We start from the raw sequence: 19219 nt of genomic DNA, 5'->3' as shown, positions 1-19219 counted from the left end.
GTCACCATTCAAAATTAGAAATCGTTTCATGATGTCTCTGGGGCTTGAGATTTCTCGGGTGTTCATTCCTATTTGGTGAGCCGCTACGTCACCCGCCTACTCTTCCTTCGAGTCGGTGTACGCGACACTAGTCGTGACAACCATTGAGCGCAGATCGGCCCGTACCGTATGCGTTACCCAGTTGAAGACAAAAGTATCCGAGCCGATCATAGAAGACACGCAAGGCTGTTGCGCTTCCGAAACGACCATTTTCGAGAGCGTCTTCCTTTCCTTCACAAGGTCGTCTTCAGTCGCTGACCAGTCGGTTTTCTTGGCGACGCCGTCTACCCATAAGAAGTCGATCATTGCAAGCTTCTTGTTGCAATAGCAAGCCGCCACATCAAAGGTTTTCCCCCAAACCGTCACGTTCTTGATGCCTTAGTTTTCCCACTCGCCGTACTTCGCCAGTTCCGTTGCCCCGATCAACGGCCGGTCGTCAGGCGAAGGCCCGCCATGAAACAGGTTCGTAGATGCATCAATGGTCAGCGTGCCCGTGGAAAAATCAAACATGGCCGCCTACGAGCGACTGCCGCCGTCGACGTATGCTGCATCGAGGAATCATTCGACGCGTTCCTAGATACCGACGATCACATCGTCTTAGACCGAACTCACTGAATATCTATCTACGGCCGCGTATGTCTGATCGTAATGCTTGAGTCCCCTGAACGCTGATCGTACGAAGCACTCACAATGCCCCAGGCAAAGCGCTGTCCGTTGGCAATTCCTTGCTGTGTGAGAAGATCCACAAGAGATTGCAACCGCTTCTGTTCCTCGGCTTTGCTCCAACTCCCCCAACCTGTCACCGGGCTTGAGTCAGAGACATACAGTGAAATCGAATCAAGGAGACCGGACTGAAAGTACAACGTCGATATGTACTTATGGTTGTCGCATATTGACTCTATCTTGTACGTCACGAGAGGGCCATTCTCGAGCACCTTCGTGTGAGGCTGATACATGGCGGAGGCCAGGAATTCTTGCAATGTCAGCGTCGACGGAATGACACTTTGACAGACCGTCAGGGTACCGTTCGTTGTATCGATGTTCATGGTTTAGTCAATGGGACACTGTAGAGCGGTTTCAGGTTGGACAAGCCCTCGTCGGGAATGAAGTACTGCTGTGCGTTGCCAGGACCATGCTGTGGGTTTGCCAGCGCCTTGGCACCTGCCGCGGGCGTATCCGCAGTGAGTTCGCACACGGTCATTCCCGGTCGGAATCCCTTTTCCGGGTGCGGCGCGACCTGCAGGGCACCGAACATTGTTGATTTCGACCCTTGACTTCCGTCTACTGCATCTAGCGTTGTCACAAAGTTACTCGTACCTGGTGCACCATGCGCAACTAGCGTGCCTTTCGGGAGGACTGTGTCCGTCCATGCATCTACGCCGGGATAGTTGCCTTTGCCTTGCCAGCCGGCGGCCATCATGCTGGGGATATCGGTCGTGCCTTCCAACCCAAGAGGGTCAGTCCAACTGACGGGATTTCTGCCGTAGGCGTAAACGTTGATCCCACCATCGAGACCGATTGGGTCTTTGCTGACGAAACGCCCTATATCTGGATCGTAGTAGCGATGCCGGTTATACGCCAGCCTAGTCTCTTCATCAAACTGTTGTCCCTGAAAACGGAGGGGGTTATGCGGTGCGACGCCCGTCACGCGCGAAGCACGCGCGATCACTTCGCGGGCCTCGCCCATTGCCCTGTACGTAGCGTCCCAGACAACATCTCCCTCGTCGTCAGTCAGAATATGCGGTGTTCCGATCTGATCGCAATGGTAGTAAAACATCTGCGCATTCGAGACCGGCTCGTGGATGCGTTGCAGCGGATCGTCCTCCGGTGTGTAGCGATGGTCCTCGCCGCGCACTGGTGTGGGCATGCCCGATACCGGTTCGCCAACGTATTGGGCTAACGGCACGAACGATCCGGCTTCGTATAAAAAGTGCGTGCTTCGGTCTTCGTCGCTTTCATACGCCAGCGCATTGCCACTCCAGCCGAAAGTGACGCGCTTACCTCCAACCTCCCGGGCTATCCGACGACCAAATGCATCGTAGTAATACCGCGCTTCGGCGTGCTGCGTCACGCTTTCGGTTCGGGCGCTGATCAGCCGGTTGAACGCATCCCATTCGAAGTGCTGAACCGATCCCGGTGATCGTTTTTCAATCAGGTTGCCGCGCTCGTCATAGGCAAAGTGAATGCCCGCATAGCTCTTGAGAAGATTGCCAAGCACCTTTGGCATTTCTGGCGGCAACGTATTTTCCGGGCGCAATGGGCTTGGCGGCATCCGGCTTCGGGCATGCTCAGGACTGCCCGCATCGAGCAGATTGCTCGCAGGATCAAACGAGAAACGTTCCGTGCCACCCGGACCAATCGATTCGACCAGCCGGCCGAGCGGATCATAGCGATAATCCGTCAGGCCCTTACGGCTATCCTCAATGTGTGAGAGCTGGCCGGCCGCATCGTAACGATACATGCGTGCAGCAAGCGGCGCCGGCGCGTTGCCGCGCTGGATGGTTTGCCGCAGCATCCGTCCCGCCGAATCGTAGTCCGTGCGCTGAACAATCTTGTTGGGGAACGTGCGCCGAATTTCGCGGTGAAGATCATCACGCTCAATCTGAAGACGTTCATCACCATCGAGCGCCATGCCGTGAACGTGGCCGGAGCCGTAGGTCAGCCAGTCGATCGCGTGACCATCCGGTCGCACCGTTCGAACCCGCATACCCAGCTCGTCGTAGGCGTGGTGCCACACGTAGCTACGCTGCACACCGAACAGATTGTAGGCATGATGCTCGCGTACCAGGTTGCCCGTCGCATCGAAGAAATGCTGTACGCGACTATAGGCGTTCTGGGCATCGATCAATCGCCCCATTGCGTCGTAGGCGAATCGTTCCTCAGCCTCGCCGCTGGCGCGGCGCGTCAGCCGGCCACCTCGATCGAAGTCCACATGCGTTTTCTGTCCGCCTTCCTCGATCGCGCATAACCGACCGCTTTCCGCGTCATAGTCGTAACGAGTCAGCATCCCGTCGAAACCGATCGATTCGAGCAGGTGGCCGGCGGGATCGTACTTGAACTGATAGGTAGCCTGGTTCTGATCGGTCAGCCGAACCAGACGGTCCTGCCGGTCGTAACCATAGCTCAGAGAATGGCCCATTGGATCGATTCGGCTGGCGATCCGCCCAGCGCCGTCATAGCTGTACTGAGTGGTGCGCGCCAGCGGGTCGGTTCTCGTCAGCAAGCGCCCCTCGGCGTCGAACTGAATGCGTTCGATCCCGGCCGGACTCTGGATTTCCTGAGGAAAACCATTCGAACCATAGCGGTAGGTCGTCGTGCCACCCGCCGCGTCTTTTACGGCTTTTAGGCGCCCATCGACGTCGTACTCCCAAGCCGTCGTTTTGCCTGAGCAGTCCGTGTATGAGGTCAGCTGCCCAGCTTCGTTGTAAGCGATGACCTTGGCTCCGCCTTTGGCATCCGTTACCTCGATAGGCAAGCCCTGTGCGTTGTAGCTGTATTTCGTGGAATGGCCTAGCGGATCCGTTTCCTCCACCACGTTGCCAGCATCGTCATAAGCACGCTTCCAGGCATGCCCCTCGGGGTCGACGATCTGAACCATGTGGTCCTTTTCGTCGTAGACCATTTCAATCGTGCTGCCATCCGCGCGAGCATGTCGCGCCAATCGACCACGAGCGTCGTAGGTCATGCGCTCGCTAGTGCCGTCCGGATAGACATGCTGGACAAGATTGTGATTGGTGTCGCGATACATCCACTCCTCGCGACCATCGGGATAAACGATACGGAACGTATAACCGTGCAGATCGTAGTAGTGCTGCGTAACGTTGCCCGTTGCGTCCGTCACGCTCACCTTCCGGAAATCCGGATGCCAGGCCAGTCGCGTGTCACGACTGCCGTCGTCCGCATATTCGCGGACACATTTGGCCTTTGGATCGGCGCCGCTCCATTCGAGATTCATTCCTCGTCCGGTCCGATCCGTGTAGCGCGTAATCAGGTGATGGCGATAAGCATACTCACGCCGGTTGCCGAATCGATCCATTGCGCCGATCAAGTCGCCGTCGGCGTTGTAGGCGTACGTAGCGAGCGTGCCGACTCGTTTGCCCTCCAGGTCGTGGCGAGTTACCTCGATGATTCGATCGTGGGTGCCGTATCGGAACGCCACCACGGCTTGCGGCGTAATCAGCCGGTGCAGACGGTGCGCCTCGTCATAGTCAAGCGTGACCTGGTTTCCCGACTTGTCGCGATAGAACGCGAGACGAAAAGCGTCGTTTCGCTTTTCGTACACTTCGAGCAGCACATGGTCGCGCGCAAGCGTCAGCCATTGCTCATCGAGACGGAGGAGCGTGAACCCCTCGGACCGGTCGTCGTGCTCATCACCCGGTGCAAGAAGGGGGTAATTGAGGCTCCGTCCCGTGGCGTCGTGATACACCAGTTTGTCGGGACATATATCGAGCCGCGTGGTGTACGCGGTGATCCAGCGCGCACCCAGTTCGCCTCGCTCGTCGTTCGCGTCGAAGAACGAACGGTAAGTTCTTGTCCAATCGATCGCCATCGCGCCGGGGAGAACGAAATCTTGATGATTCAGCCGCTCGTCACCCAGCGCAAAGCCCACTGAGTGACTGGTGCGAGCAGGTGGGGATGGTCTTGGACAATGTACCTTGCCGTCGTTGGGGCCCGGATGTTTCGCATCCTCCGTATGCCGCAATGTCTCCTTCTGTCCCTCCCCCTCCTGACGATGCACTTTCGTCGTGCCACGCTCTTTAATGCCGGTCGAATGCAAGCGCTGACGCGCCAGGATGTCGCGCTTCTTTTCGATTGCGACCTGAATGAGGTTGATCAGCCAGCCGATCTTGCCAGCATCCGTTCCGCCAAGTGCCAGGATTCGCTCCTTGACCATTGGCACCATCGCCCGCAACGCGGCCGCCATCTCACGTAACGGTTTCTGATACGAGACGTCTAGCGCCTTCGCCACGTACGTGCCGGTATTGATCAGCCCCTTCGCCTCGATCTTGACGAAATCGACGATCAGATGGCCAAGACTGCTGGCGGTTTTACGGGCATCATGAGCCGCAAATCCAGCGGCGGCCTGGTCTAGGTGTTGGCCAGCCGCACGGACATTTCCCGCTGCGCTGAGCGGCTCGTCACCGGCCGCCTGAGCGAACAGATGAGCGAAGCCCAGCATGAACTTCTCGATGTACTCCGCACAGGTCTTGAGCAGGCTGTCCAGTTCCTTTTTGATGCCGTCCACGAAGCTTTGTATCCGGCCGGCGAACTGTTCGCTCAGGCTGTCGATCACCGCTTGCAACAGTGCAGTCTGCATCACCTGCAACGACGCCTCTCCGATCGCTTTGCCGCTTTCGACGATCTTTTGTCGAACCAGCTTCATTACCGGCCGCGCGCCCATGCGAAATTCGGCAGTTCCAAGCGGAATCGGGATGATACCGATCAGGTCGAGACCGAGGTTCATCCAGTCGAACACATCGGGATCTTTCCGTTGCTGGCCGTGCTCGACCATGTCCTTGATGTCGAGCACAAGATCCACGGCCGCCATGATGTTTGCTACGACCGGCAAGGCGTTGGCCACCATCTGGATGCGCTCGATGGTGATGAAGTCATCGCTGATGCTGCGCAGCCAGCGATCACAGGCCTTGATGCCAGCGCTCACATCCACAGTTTCTATCTGGAGCAACGGACCGACGAACACCTCTGTCGGTTTGGGAAGTAGCACACTGGAAGACTCGGCCATAGCGGTTATTTCTGGGAAGGTGAGGTTTCGCGTCTGACGCGTGCTTCAGAGAGAGGTCAATGCAGGTACGGACGCGCGCGCGGTTTGCGCCAGTGTGCTGATCTGCTTCGCCGCGGCGCCCAGTTGGCTCGCCTTCGACAAGGCGGCACTGGCTTGCCCCGGAAGGGCTTGCGAAAGTGCGCCTTGAACGAGTCCGACTGCCTGGCCGCCTAGCGCCTGCGTCAGCCCACTGCTGCCTTGCGCCGCCTGTCCCGCCACACTCGCGAACTGCGTTGCGCCGGAAAGCGCTTTACCGGCGTCGGTGGCGGACGGCAACAACCCACCAAGCCGCGAGAGTGCCGATGTGGCGACGCCGCTTGACTGAGGCGGCTGTGCAGGCCATGTCGCGGTCTTGAATACGCTGGACGGGTCGTACTGGTTGCGCGGATCCTCGCCGAACTGGACCTGTGCAGCACCGGCCGGCAAGCCGCTTACGATCGTGTGGCCGCTCCCGTCCAGCGCGCCTTTGCGTAGAATTGCGCCGTTGGCGTCCAGCACCGAGAACGTTCCGCCCTTGAACGCCTCGCCGTTCGCATATTGATGCAGCAATTCAAGTTGCCCTGGTTGATCGGGACGCGCGGCGGGCAGCGGATAGCCCTGACTGGTCGGGCCGTTGAAGCTGTGCTGCGTGCCTTTGACATCGACCTTTCCCGGCGCATGGATGTCGATGTTGCCGCCAGATATGCGGATGTATGCGCCGCCGCTTGTCAAAAGGATTTCCTGATCGGCGGCTGCTTCGATTTTTTCGGTTGCCGAGAGCAACCTGAATGTCTTCTGCGCGGTGAGTTCGACGTTGTCTGACTGCGCTTTAATCTCTACTTTGCCTTTCGCCGCGAAGAGCTTCATGCCTGCGTTCTGAACGAACAGGCTGATTTTCTCGCCAACGCTTGCCAGTAGCGATTTGCCGGTTGCGATGTGCGTGCTCTGACCGCTGACCAGATTGACATGCTCGTTTGCCGCAATGTGAGCCGACTTCTGCGTCGACATTGCAATGCCTGCTGGCGTCGCAAACAGCATGATAGGTTCCTTGAACGCGTTCGCACTGCCCGTGCCACCGCCGGCAGTATTGCCGCCGTCGCTTGCGGCGCCTGTGACACTGTTTTGCGTCGCGTCCGTGAAGGACTTCAATGAGTCGTAGCCGTCTTTCAGGCTTTCTGCCTGATGGGTTTCGCTCGCCTGGCTTAGCGACTCAATCATGCTTTCGGAATTGACCAACTGATTGTTCGCCTCACGGACGGCGAGGGGCTGGCTTGAGGCGCCCGTTGCCGGATGCGTCGATACATACAGGCCTTTTGCAGCCCGGACCGCGCCGTACGCATCCGACTTCAGATCGAAGCCGCTGCCGAGGTAAGCACCGCGCGAGTTACCTGTTTGCGCGATCAGATAGCCGAGATGCAGTTGGGAATTTGCACTGGTGCTGTATAGCTGCACGCGGTTCTGGCCGGTGGCATCGTCCATCACCATCTGGTTGTAACCGCTGCCTTGATACTCCTTGGACTTGTAGCCCGACAGGATCCCATTCGAATGCCAATCCGGCGTCTTTGCACTGTTATAGGTACGTCCGGTAACGAGCGGCTTGTCGCAGTCGCCGTCGAGGAAAGACACGATGACTTCTTCGCCGATGCGCGGTACGTGTACGCTGCCGTGCCCGCCCCCCGCGTGCGATTGCGCGACGCGCATCCAGCACGACGCGTTCTCATCGCCGGGGTTCAGCCGGTCCCAGTGCATCTGCACCTTGATACGGTTCAGTGGGTCCGTGAAGACTTCCTCGTTCGCTGGGCCGACCACCGTCGCCGTTTGCATGTGCATCTTCGGCTTGCTGTGCTCGAACGGGCTGCGGAACGGGACTGTTCTGCGCTGCGCTTCGACAGAGACCAACAGGAAACCTTCGCTACCGTCGGCCGACTTGATGAGCAGCGTTGGATCGTTAGCGTGCTGTGCACGGGCCGCAGTGATCGTTTGCTTCAGGCTGTGCGGGAAATCCGTCGTCCCGCTCGACACCGGCAGGTTATTCTCGATGACCCATTCAACGGCGATAACGGCAAACTGCCGCTCCTGCTGACTGTCGGTGCCATGCCCCGGATGGTCCTGCAGTTCGAACCAGCGCCCCGCGTCGATGCGGCGGACCGCGCCTACGCCGTGGAAGCGCTTCGCGCGCGATTCCCACTCCTCCATCCTCACCTTCGAGAGGTGGTCACCGCGATCCTGCTGTCCGTACGTATACGCGCCCGTGTACTCATACACCTCGGCCTGCTGTGGCAGGTTGCCCTGCGTGGTCAGCGTCGGAACCGTCGTGCCTTTCGGATTCGCACCCGTGGGCGGCGCCTTGTAATCGAACGTACGCGTGGTGAGTGTCGTGCTCTGCAGCGTGCGCGTGCCGCTCCATTGCACGAAGGCATCCGTTTCGCTGTTGGTGCCCGACCGGTAGAAATCCACCGTCTGCGGCGACAGCGGTTGCAGGCTACCGATGTCGTCGGTCACGACCAGGGTATGAGATTTACCATCGGCAGCCTGTTCGAAATAGCCGAACAGGCCTTCCGTTTCCATTAGCCGGTGGCAGAAATTCCAGTCGTCCTCATATTGCACGCAGAACGAGCGCTGCGGCAATGAGTTACGCAATGAGAACCGGAATGCACCCTGCGCCTGCGGATGCATATTGAATACATCGGTGAGAATTTCATCGACGGCTTTATCCTGCCAGATTCGTGCATCTTTTCTGAAATGCAGAAAATGCATCCAGGAGACGAAGCCGATCTGATAGCTGGTAATCGCACTATCAGAGCCTAACCGGCGGGCGGTATGGACATAACCGTGATGCGGGGCGTACGCCTGGTCGGTTTGCTGGGTCCAGAGCGTGACCGGCTGGGCGATCAGCGTTTTCAGTTCAATATTGTCATTGGTTGAAACGACGTCCAGCGTAAATCCGTAGTCCCGGCCCAGGCGGGAATGGCCCACCAGCCTTTGCGGCAACAGGACATTGGCACCCAATGGCGTATCAAGCTTTAACAGGCGATCACTTTGCAACAAGCCGCCTTTGATCGCTGCGATTATGTCCTGAGCACCCATACCGCCTCTTGTTTATGCAAATTGCGCCCCCGCGCCATCGCGCGATAATACAAAAGATCAGACGTTTACCGCAATCGCATATTCAGAAATAAATGTTAAATCGGAATTAATTGCCTTTCTCTTTAATGCCATTCGAATAGAGGTAAAAAGGTCACCCTGTGATTGCTGTCATACGCCATGGGGCCGCATATCTCTGGCGAGCAGTACGCGCTGCAGCCAACCAAAACGGGCAGAGCCACACGGTTATGCTTCTGTGGACATCATCTGCTGAGAAGCAACCAATCGAGGCGGCGGATGGCAGCCGCAAATACATAAATCATCGCTTAATGCGGCGTGTCTTCCATCCGGCGCGGTCATGATCTGGCGCGGCCCGTCGCACTGGATTTTCCCCGTGGTATTGCAAGCTGGGCATGCGACTGGATCTCCTTCGTGGGCGACGTCTTTATCGCTCAACTGAATAGAGGTGGGGGCTGCCTGAACGACGCCGTTAGCTGTCGTTTTGTCGCCGTTCAAAATCAGATATCGTTTCATTGTGTTTCCTAGGTCTACCGCAGCCGTTCGAATCTAATCCAGTTTGACGACCTGCGATGCGCCCCGGCCATCATTGGACACGACGCGTCGAACGCGGTGATCGTCGAGTCGCACTAAGGCCTCAGGCCGTCGTTCATCGCGTCGACATGCACTTACCGACTTTCTGTGACTTGCACCATGGCACCGTCCGCTTCTCGCACTTCGATACAAACGTCTCTTCCAGGCACCGCAGCCAGAAATGCGACTGAGCCGTTAGCTTCGATCACGTCATAAAACCTGACACACTCGGCTCCGATTTGTGTGGAAAATCGCGCCCTTAATGACCCGTCTGCATTGGCCATATAAGCCCGATTCGCCGAAGGGTCGTATGGCCCTTCAATGACTGCGATACCGCTCGCGTCACCAAGAAGTCGTCCACTCACGCCCGCCTGACTGTGAATGGTGTGTTGAACGCCGCCCGACTGCCACGTAAGGCCAACAGGCGCCAATTCCGCAACGCTCAATCGCTGAGGATTATTGACCTTGTCGTAACCGGGGCGGCGGTCGACGATCCGAAGGTCCGCGATCTTTTCTAATCTACTCATTGAATAGGTCTCGGCGCTCCGATCAAAGCCAGCATTTCCCCGCTGTATTGCAAGCAGGGCACGCGACTGGATCCCCCTTAGTGGGCAACGTTTTTATCGCTCAATTGAATGGTGGTTGACACGGTCTGAACGACGCCGCTAGCTGTCGTCCTGTCACCATTCAAAATTAGAAATCGTTTCATGATGTCTCTGGGGCTTGAGATTTCTCGGGTGTTCATTCCTATTTGGTGAGCCGCTACGTCACCCGCCTACTCTTCCTTCGAGTCGGTGTACGCGACACTAGTCGTGACAACCATTGAGCGCAGATCGGCCCGTACCGTATGCGTTACCCAGTTGAAGACAAAAGTATCCGAGCCGATCATAGAAGACACGCAAGGCTGTTGCGCTTCCGAAACGACCATTTTCGAGAGCGTCTTCCTTTCCTTCACAAGGTCGTCTTCAGTCGCTGACCAGTCGGTTTTCTTGGCGACGCCGTCTACCCATAAGAAGTCGATCATTGCAAGCTTCTTGTTGCAATAGCAAGCCGCCACATCAAAGGTTTTCCCCCAAACCGTCACGTTCTTGATGCCTTAGTTTTCCCACTCGCCGTACTTCGCCAGTTCCGTTGCCCCGATCAACGGCCGGTCGTCAGGCGAAGGCCCGCCATGAAACAGGTTCGTAGATGCATCAATGGTCAGCGTGCCCGTGGAAAAATCAAACATGGCCGCCTACGAGCGACTGCCGCCGTCGACGTATGCTGCATCGAGGAATCATTCGACGCGTTCCTAGATACCGACGATCACATCGTCTTAGACCGAACTCACTGAATATCTATCTACGGCCGCGTATGTCTGATCGTAATGCTTGAGTCCCCTGAACGCTGATCGTACGAAGCACTCACAATGCCCCAGGCAAAGCGCTGTCCGTTGGCAATTCCTTGCTGTGTGAGAAGATCCACAAGAGATTGCAACCGCTTCTGTTCCTCGGCTTTGCTCCAACTCCCCCAACCTGTCACCGGGCTTGAGTCAGAGACATACAGTGAAATCGAATCAAGGAGACCGGACTGAAAGTACAACGTCGATATGTACTTATGGTTGTCGCATATTGACTCTATCTTGTACGTCACGAGAGGGCCATTCTCGAGCACCTTCGTGTGAGGCTGATACATGGCGGAGGCCAGGAATTCTTGCAATGTCAGCGTCGACGGAATGACACTTTGACAGACCGTCAGGGTACCGTTCGTTGTATCGATGTTCATGGTTTAGTCAATGGGACACTGTAGAGCGGTTTCAGGTTGGACAAGCCCTCGTCGGGAATGAAGTACTGCTGTGCGTTGCCAGGACCATGCTGTGGGTTTGCCAGCGCCTTGGCACCTGCCGCGGGCGTATCCGCAGTGAGTTCGCACACGGTCATTCCCGGTCGGAATCCCTTTTCCGGGTGCGGCGCGACCTGCAGGGCACCGAACATTGTTGATTTCGACCCTTGACTTCCGTCTACTGCATCTAGCGTTGTCACAAAGTTACTCGTACCTGGTGCACCATGCGCAACTAGCGTGCCTTTCGGGAGGACTGTGTCCGTCCATGCATCTACGCCGGGATAGTTGCCTTTGCCTTGCCAGCCGGCGGCCATCATGCTGGGGATATCGGTCGTGCCTTCCAACCCAAGAGGGTCAGTCCAACTGACGGGATTTCTGCCGTAGGCGTAAACGTTGATCCCACCATCGAGACCGATTGGGTCTTTGCTGACGAAACGCCCTATATCTGGATCGTAGTAGCGATGCCGGTTATACGCCAGCCTAGTCTCTTCATCAAACTGTTGTCCCTGAAAACGGAGGGGGTTATGCGGTGCGACGCCCGTCACGCGCGAAGCACGCGCGATCACTTCGCGGGCCTCGCCCATTGCCCTGTACGTAGCGTCCCAGACAACATCTCCCTCGTCGTCAGTCAGAATATGCGGTGTTCCGATCTGATCGCAATGGTAGTAAAACATCTGCGCATTCGAGACCGGCTCGTGGATGCGTTGCAGCGGATCGTCCTCCGGTGTGTAGCGATGGTCCTCGCCGCGCACTGGTGTGGGCATGCCCGATACCGGTTCGCCAACGTATTGGGCTAACGGCACGAACGATCCGGCTTCGTATAAAAAGTGCGTGCTTCGGTCTTCGTCGCTTTCATACGCCAGCGCATTGCCACTCCAGCCGAAAGTGACGCGCTTACCTCCAACCTCCCGGGCTATCCGACGACCAAATGCATCGTAGTAATACCGCGCTTCGGCGTGCTGCGTCACGCTTTCGGTTCGGGCGCTGATCAGCCGGTTGAACGCATCCCATTCGAAGTGCTGAACCGATCCCGGTGATCGTTTTTCAATCAGGTTGCCGCGCTCGTCATAGGCAAAGTGAATGCCCGCATAGCTCTTGAGAAGATTGCCAAGCACCTTTGGCATTTCTGGCGGCAACGTATTTTCCGGGCGCAATGGGCTTGGCGGCATCCGGCTTCGGGCATGCTCAGGACTGCCCGCATCGAGCAGATTGCTCGCAGGATCAAACGAGAAACGTTCCGTGCCACCCGGACCAATCGATTCGACCAGCCGGCCGAGCGGATCATAGCGATAATCCGTCAGGCCCTTACGGCTATCCTCAATGTGTGAGAGCTGGCCGGCCGCATCGTAACGATACATGCGTGCAGCAAGCGGCGCCGGCGCGTTGCCGCGCTGGATGGTTTGCCGCAGCATCCGTCCCGCCGAATCGTAGTCCGTGCGCTGAACAATCTTGTTGGGGAACGTGCGCCGAATTTCGCGGTGAAGATCATCACGCTCAATCTGAAGACGTTCATCACCATCGAGCGCCATGCCGTGAACGTGGCCGGAGCCGTAGGTCAGCCAGTCGATCGCGTGACCATCCGGTCGCACCGTTCGAACCCGCATACCCAGCTCGTCGTAGGCGTGGTGCCACACGTAGCTACGCTGCACACCGAACAGATTGTAGGCATGATGCTCGCGTACCAGGTTGCCCGTCGCATCGAAGAAATGCTGTACGCGACTATAGGCGTTCTGGGCATCGATCAATCGCCCCATTGCGTCGTAGGCGAATCGTTCCTCAGCCTCGCCGCTGGCGCGGCGCGTCAGCCGGCCACCTCGATCGAAGTCCACATGCGTTTTCTGTCCGCCTTCCTCGATCGCGCATAACCGACCGCTTTCCGCGTCATAGTCGTAACGAGTCAGCATCCCGTCGAAACCGATCGATTCGAGCAGGTGGCCGGCGGGATCGTACTTGAACTGATAGGTAGCCTGGTTCTGATCGGTCAGCCGAACCAGACGGTCCTGCCGGTCGTAACCATAGCTCAGAGAATGGCCCATTGGATCGATTCGGCTGGCGATCCGCCCAGCGCCGTCATAGCTGTACTGAGTGGTGCGCGCCAGCGGGTCGGTTCTCGTCAGCAAGCGCCCCTCGGCGTCGAACTGAATGCGTTCGATCCCGGCCGGACTCTGGATTTCCTGAGGAAAACCATTCGAACCATAGCGGTAGGTCGTCGTGCCACCCGCCGCGTCTTTTACGGCTTTTAGGCGCCCATCGACGTCGTACTCCCAAGCCGTCGTTTTGCCTGAGCAGTCCGTGTATGAGGTCAGCTGCCCAGCTTCGTTGTAAGCGATGACCTTGGCTCCGCCTTTGGCATCCGTTACCTCGATAGGCAAGCCCTGTGCGTTGTAGCTGTATTTCGTGGAATGGCCTAGCGGATCCGTTTCCTCCACCACGTTGCCAGCATCGTCATAAGCACGCTTCCAGGCATGCCCCTCGGGGTCGACGATCTGAACCATGTGGTCCTTTTCGTCGTAGACCATTTCAATCGTGCTGCCATCCGCGCGAGCATGTCGCGCCAATCGACCACGAGCGTCGTAGGTCATGCGCTCGCTAGTGCCGTCCGGATAGACATGCTGGACAAGATTGTGATTGGTGTCGCGATACATCCACTCCTCGCGACCATCGGGATAAACGATACGGAACGTATAACCGTGCAGATCGTAGTAGTGCTGCGTAACGTTGCCCGTTGCGTCCGTCACGCTCACCTTCCGGAAATCCGGATGCCAGGCCAGTCGCGTGTCACGACTGCCGTCGTCCGCATATTCGCGGACACATTTGGCCTTTGGATCGGCGCCGCTCCATTCGAGATTCATTCCTCGTCCGGTCCGATCCGTGTAGCGCGTAATCAGGTGATGGCGATAAGCATACTCACGCCGGTTGCCGAATCGATCCATTGCGCCGATCAAGTCGCCGTCGGCGTTGTAGGCGTACGTAGCGAGCGTGCCGACTCGTTTGCCCTCCAGGTCGTGGCGAGTTACCTCGATGATTCGATCGTGGGTGCCGTATCGGAACGCCACCACGGCTTGCGGCGTAATCAGCCGGTGCAGACGGTGCGCCTCGTCATAGTCAAGCGTGACCTGGTTTCCCGACTTGTCGCGATAGAACGCGAGACGAAAAGCGTCGTTTCGCTTTTCGTACACTTCGAGCAGCACATGGTCGCGCGCAAGCGTCAGCCATTGCTCATCGAGACGGAGGAGCGTGAACCCCTCGGACCGGTCGTCGTGCTCATCACCCGGTGCAAGAAGGGGGTAATTGAGGCTCCGTCCCGTGGCGTCGTGATACACCAGTTTGTCGGGACATATATCGAGCCGCGTGGTGTACGCGGTGATCCAGCGCGCACCCAGTTCGCCTCGCTCGTCGTTCGCGTCGAAGAACGAACGGTAAGTTCTTGTCCAATCGATCGCCATCGCGCCGGGGAGAACGAAATCTTGATGATTCAGCCGCTCGTCACCCAGCGCAAAGCCCACTGAGTGACTGGTGCGAGCAGGTGGGGATGGTCTTGGACAATGTACCTTGCCGTCGTTGGGGCCCGGATGTTTCGCATCCTCCGTATGCCGCAATGTCTCCTTCTGTCCCTCCCCCTCCTGACGATGCACTTTCGTCGTGCCACGCTCTTTAATGCCGGTCGAATGCAAGCGCTGACGCGCCAGGATGTCGCGCTTCTTTTCGATTGCGACCTGAATGAGGTTGATCAGCCAGCCGATCTTGCCAGCATCCGTTCCGCCAAGTGCCAGGATTCGCTCCTTGACCATTGGCACCATCGCCCGCAACGCGGCCGCCATCTCACGTAACGGTTTCTGATACGAGACGTCTAGCGCCTTCGCCACGTACGTGCCGGTATTGATCAGCCCCTTCGCCTCGATCTTGACGAAATCGACGATCAGATGGCCAAGACTGCTGGCGGTTTTACGGGCATCATGAGCCGCAAATCCAGCGGCGGCCTGGTCTAGGTGTTGGCCAGCCGCACGGACATTTCCCGCTGCGCTGAGCGGCTCGTCACCGGCCGCCTGAGCGAACAGATGAGCGAAGCCCAGCATGAACTTCTCGATGTACTCCGCACAGGTCTTGAGCAGGCTGTCCAGTTCCTTTTTGATGCCGTCCACGAAGCTTTGTATCCGGCCGGCGAACTGTTCGCTCAGGCTGTCGATCACCGCTTGCAACAGTGCAGTCTGCATCACCTGCAACGACGCCTCTCCGATCGCTTTGCCGCTTTCGACGATCTTTTGTCGAACCAGCTTCATTACCGGCCGCGCGCCCATGCGAAATTCGGCAGTTCCAAGCGGAATCGGGATGATACCGATCAGGTCGAGACCGAGGTTCATCCAGTCGAACACATCGGGATCTTTCCGTTGCTGGCCGTGCTCGACCATGTCCTTGATGTCGAGCACAAGATCCACGGCCGCCATGATGTTTGCTACGACCGGCAAGGCGTTGGCCACCATCTGGATGCGCTCGATGGTGATGAAGTCATCGCTGATGCTGCGCAGCCAGCGATCACAGGCCTTGATGCCAGCGCTCACATCCACAGTTTCTATCTGGAGCAACGGACCGACGAACACCTCTGTCGGTTTGGGAAGTAGCACACTGGAAGACTCGGCCATAGCGGTTATTTCTGGGAAGGTGAGGTTTCGCGTCTGACGCGTGCTTCAGAGAGAGGTCAATGCAGGTACGGACGCGCGCGCGGTTTGCGCCAGTGTGCTGATCTGCTTCGCCGCGGCGCCCAGTTGGCTCGCCTTCGACAAGGCGGCACTGGCTTGCCCCGGAAGGGCTTGCGAAAGTGCGCCTTGAACGAGTCCGACTGCCTGGCCGCCTAGCGCCTGCGTCAGCCCACTGCTGCCTTGCGCCGCCTGTCCCGCCACACTCGCGAACTGCGTTGCGCCGGAAAGCGCTTTACCGGCGTCGGTGGCGGACGGCAACAACCCACCAAGCCGCGAGAGTGCCGATGTGGCGACGCCGCTTGACTGAGGCGGCTGTGCAGGCCATGTCGCGGTCTTGAATACGCTGGACGGGTCGTACTGGTTGCGCGGATCCTCGCCGAACTGGACCTGTGCAGCACCGGCCGGCAAGCCGCTTACGATCGTGTGGCCGCTCCCGTCCAGCGCGCCTTTGCGTAGAATTGCGCCGTTGGCGTCCAGCACCGAGAACGTTCCGCCCTTGAACGCCTCGCCGTTCGCATATTGATGCAGCAATTCAAGTTGCCCTGGTTGATCGGGACGCGCGGCGGGCAGCGGATAGCCCTGACTGGTCGGGCCGTTGAAGCTGTGCTGCGTGCCTTTGACATCGACCTTTCCCGGCGCATGGATGTCGATGTTGCCGCCAGATATGCGGATGTATGCGCCGCCGCTTGTCAAAAGGATTTCCTGATCGGCGGCTGCTTCGATTTTTTCGGTTGCCGAGAGCAACCTGAATGTCTTCTGCGCGGTGAGTTCGACGTTGTCTGACTGCGCTTTAATCTCTACTTTGCCTTTCGCCGCGAAGAGCTTCATGCCTGCGTTCTGAACGAACAGGCTGATTTTCTCGCCAACGCTTGCCAGTAGCGATTTGCCGGTTGCGATGTGCGTGCTCTGACCGCTGACCAGATTGACATGCTCGTTTGCCGCAATGTGAGCCGACTTCTGCGTCGACATTGCAATGCCTGCTGGCGTCGCAAACAGCATGATAGGTTCCTTGAACGCGTTCGCACTGCCCGTGCCACCGCCGGCAGTATTGCCGCCGTCGCTTGCGGCGCCTGTGACACTGTTTTGCGTCGCGTCCGTGAAGGACTTCAATGAGTCGTAGCCGTCTTTCAGGCTTTCTGCCTGATGGGTTTCGCTCGCCTGGCTTAGCGACTCAATCATGCTTTCGGAATTGACCAACTGATTGTTCGCCTCACGGACGGCGAGGGGCTGGCTTGAGGCGCCCGTTGCCGGATGCGTCGATACATACAGGCCTTTTGCAGCCCGGACCGCGCCGTACGCATCCGACTTCAGATCGAAGCCGCTGCCGAGGTAAGCACCGCGCGAGTTACCTGTTTGCGCGATCAGATAGCCGAGATGCAGTTGGGAATTTGCACTGGTGCTGTATAGCTGCACGCGGTTCTGGCCGGTGGCATCGTCCATCACCATCTGGTTGTAACCGCTGCCTTGATACTCCTTGGACTTGTAGCCCGACAGGATCCCATTCGAATGCCAATCCGGCGTCTTTGCACTGTTATAGGTACGTCCGGTAACGAGCGGCTTGTCGCAGTCGCCGTCGAGGAAAGACACGATGACTTCTTCGCCGATGCGCGGTACGTGTACGCTGCCGTGCCCGCCCCCCGCGTGCGATTGCGCGACGCGCATCCAGCACGACGCGTTCTCATCGCCGGGGTTCAGCCGGTCCCAGTGCATCTGCACCTTGATACGGTTCAGTGGGTCCGTGAAGACTTCCTCGTTCGCTGGGCCGACCACCGTCGCCGTTTGCATGTGCATCTTCGGCTTGCTGTGCTCGAACGGGCTGCGGAACGGGACTGTTCTGCGCTGCGCTTCGACAGAGACCAACAGGAAACCTTCGCTACCGTCGGCCGACTTGATGAGCAGCGTTGGATCGTTAGCGTGCTGTGCACGGGCCGCAGTGATCGTTTGCTTCAGGCTGTGCGGGAAATCCGTCGTCCCGCTCGACACCGGCAGGTTATTCTCGATGACCCATTCAACGGCGATAACGGCAAACTGCCGCTCCTGCTGACTGTCGGTGCCATGCCCCGGATGGTCCTGCAGTTCGAACCAGCGCCCCGCGTCGATGCGGCGGACCGCGCCTACGCCGTGGAAGCGCTTCGCGCGCGATTCCCACTCCTCCATCCTCACCTTCGAGAGGTGGTCACCGCGATCCTGCTGTCCGTACGTATACGCGCCCGTGTACTCATACACCTCGGCCTGCTGTGGCAGGTTGCCCTGCGTGGTCAGCGTCGGAACCGTCGTGCCTTTCGGATTCGCACCCGTGGGCGGCGCCTTGTAATCGAACGTACGCGTGGTGAGTGTCGTGCTCTGCAGCGTGCGCGTGCCGCTCCATTGCACGAAGGCATCCGTTTCGCTGTTGGTGCCCGACCGGTAGAAATCCACCGTCTGCGGCGACAGCGGTTGCAGGCTACCGATGTCGTCGGTCACGACCAGGGTATGAGATTTACCATCGGCAGCCTGTTCGAAATAGCCGAACAGGCCTTCCGTTTCCATTAGCCGGTGGCAGAAATTCCAGTCGTCCTCATATTGCACGCAGAACGAGCGCTGCGGCAATGAGTTACGCAATGAGAACCGGAATGCACCCTGCGCCTGCGGATGCATATTGAATACATCGGTGAGAATTTCATCGACGGCTTTATCCTGCCAGATTCGTGCATCTTTTCTGAAATGCAGAAAATGCATCCAGGAGACGAAGCCGATCTGATAGCTGGTAATCGCACTATCAGAGCCTAACCGGCGGGCGGTATGGACATAACCGTGATGCGGGGCGTACGCCTGGTCGGTTTGCTGGGTCCAGAGCGTGACCGGCTGGGCGATCAGCGTTTTCAGTTCAATATTGTCATTGGTTGAAACGACGTCCAGCGTAAATCCGTAGTCCCGGCCCAGGCGGGAATGGCCCACCAGCCTTTGCGGCAACAGGACATTGGCACCCAATGGCGTATCAAGCTTTAACAGGCGATCACTTTGCAACAAGCCGCCTTTGATCGCTGCGATTATGTCCTGAGCACCCATACCGCCTCTTGTTTATGCAAATTGCGCCCCCGCGCCATCGCGCGATAATACAAAAGATCAGACGTTTACCGCAATCGCATATTCAGAAATAAATGTTAAATCGGAATTAATTGCCTTTCTCTTTAATGCCATTCGAATAGAGGTAAAAAGGTCACCCTGTGATTGCTGTCATACGCCA

General features: G+C 57.9%; 10 protein-coding genes. All 10 read right to left on the bottom strand.

Annotated features, from left to right (window positions below):
• Positions 1 to 96: 96 nt before the first annotated feature.
• The 10 genes from P0D71_RS04230 to P0D71_RS04185 all read right to left on the bottom strand — a co-directional run bounded on the left by P0D71_RS04230 (position 97) and on the right by P0D71_RS04185 (position 19041).
• Positions 97 to 345 carry a hypothetical protein gene (locus P0D71_RS04230; RefSeq protein ID WP_408303712.1) on the bottom strand — a complete coding sequence of 83 codons (249 nt, stop codon included), beginning with the start codon at positions 343 to 345 and terminating at the stop codon, positions 97 to 99.
• Positions 346 to 417: 72 nt separating this feature from the next.
• Positions 418 to 549, bottom strand: coding sequence for a hypothetical protein (locus tag P0D71_RS04225; RefSeq protein ID WP_408303713.1), 132 nt, complete (start codon positions 547 to 549; stop codon positions 418 to 420).
• Between the two features lie 532 nt (positions 550 to 1081).
• Complete coding sequence (locus P0D71_RS04220) at positions 1082 to 5782, bottom strand: RHS repeat-associated core domain-containing protein (protein ID WP_408479324.1); 4701 nt, start codon at positions 5780 to 5782, stop codon at positions 1082 to 1084.
• 45 nt (positions 5783 to 5827) lie between these two features.
• Positions 5828 to 8887: a type VI secretion system Vgr family protein gene (locus P0D71_RS04215; protein WP_408479323.1), complete on the bottom strand. Its 3060-nt coding sequence runs from the start codon at positions 8885 to 8887 to the stop codon at positions 5828 to 5830.
• 243 nt (positions 8888 to 9130) lie between these two features.
• Complete coding sequence (locus P0D71_RS04210) at positions 9131 to 9418, bottom strand: PAAR domain-containing protein (protein ID WP_408479322.1); 288 nt, start codon at positions 9416 to 9418, stop codon at positions 9131 to 9133.
• Between the two features lie 152 nt (positions 9419 to 9570).
• Positions 9571 to 10002, bottom strand: coding sequence for a hypothetical protein (locus P0D71_RS04205; protein ID WP_408479325.1), 432 nt, complete (start codon positions 10000 to 10002; stop codon positions 9571 to 9573).
• Positions 10003 to 10250: 248 nt separating this feature from the next.
• Positions 10251 to 10499, bottom strand: coding sequence for a hypothetical protein (locus P0D71_RS04200; RefSeq protein ID WP_408303712.1), 249 nt, complete (start codon positions 10497 to 10499; stop codon positions 10251 to 10253).
• Positions 10500 to 10571: 72 nt separating this feature from the next.
• Positions 10572 to 10703, bottom strand: a complete 132-nt coding sequence (locus P0D71_RS04195; protein WP_408303713.1) for a hypothetical protein — start codon at positions 10701 to 10703, stop codon at positions 10572 to 10574.
• A 532-nt stretch (positions 10704 to 11235) separates the two neighbouring features.
• Entirely contained in the window at positions 11236 to 15936 is a 4701-nt protein-coding gene (locus tag P0D71_RS04190; protein WP_408479324.1) for an RHS repeat-associated core domain-containing protein, read from the bottom strand.
• A gap of 45 nt (positions 15937 to 15981) precedes the next feature.
• Positions 15982 to 19041: a type VI secretion system Vgr family protein gene (locus P0D71_RS04185; RefSeq protein ID WP_408479323.1), complete on the bottom strand. Its 3060-nt coding sequence runs from the start codon at positions 19039 to 19041 to the stop codon at positions 15982 to 15984.
• Between the last annotated feature and the right edge of the window lie 178 nt (positions 19042 to 19219).

This window comes from Paraburkholderia sp. RL17-383-BIF-A, assembly GCF_046028015.1.
In the GTDB taxonomy this organism is placed as follows: Bacteria; Pseudomonadota; Gammaproteobacteria; order Burkholderiales; family Burkholderiaceae; genus Paraburkholderia.
The sequence above is the reverse complement of the archived record's forward strand: the minus strand, read 5'-3'. Positions and strand labels throughout refer to the sequence as shown.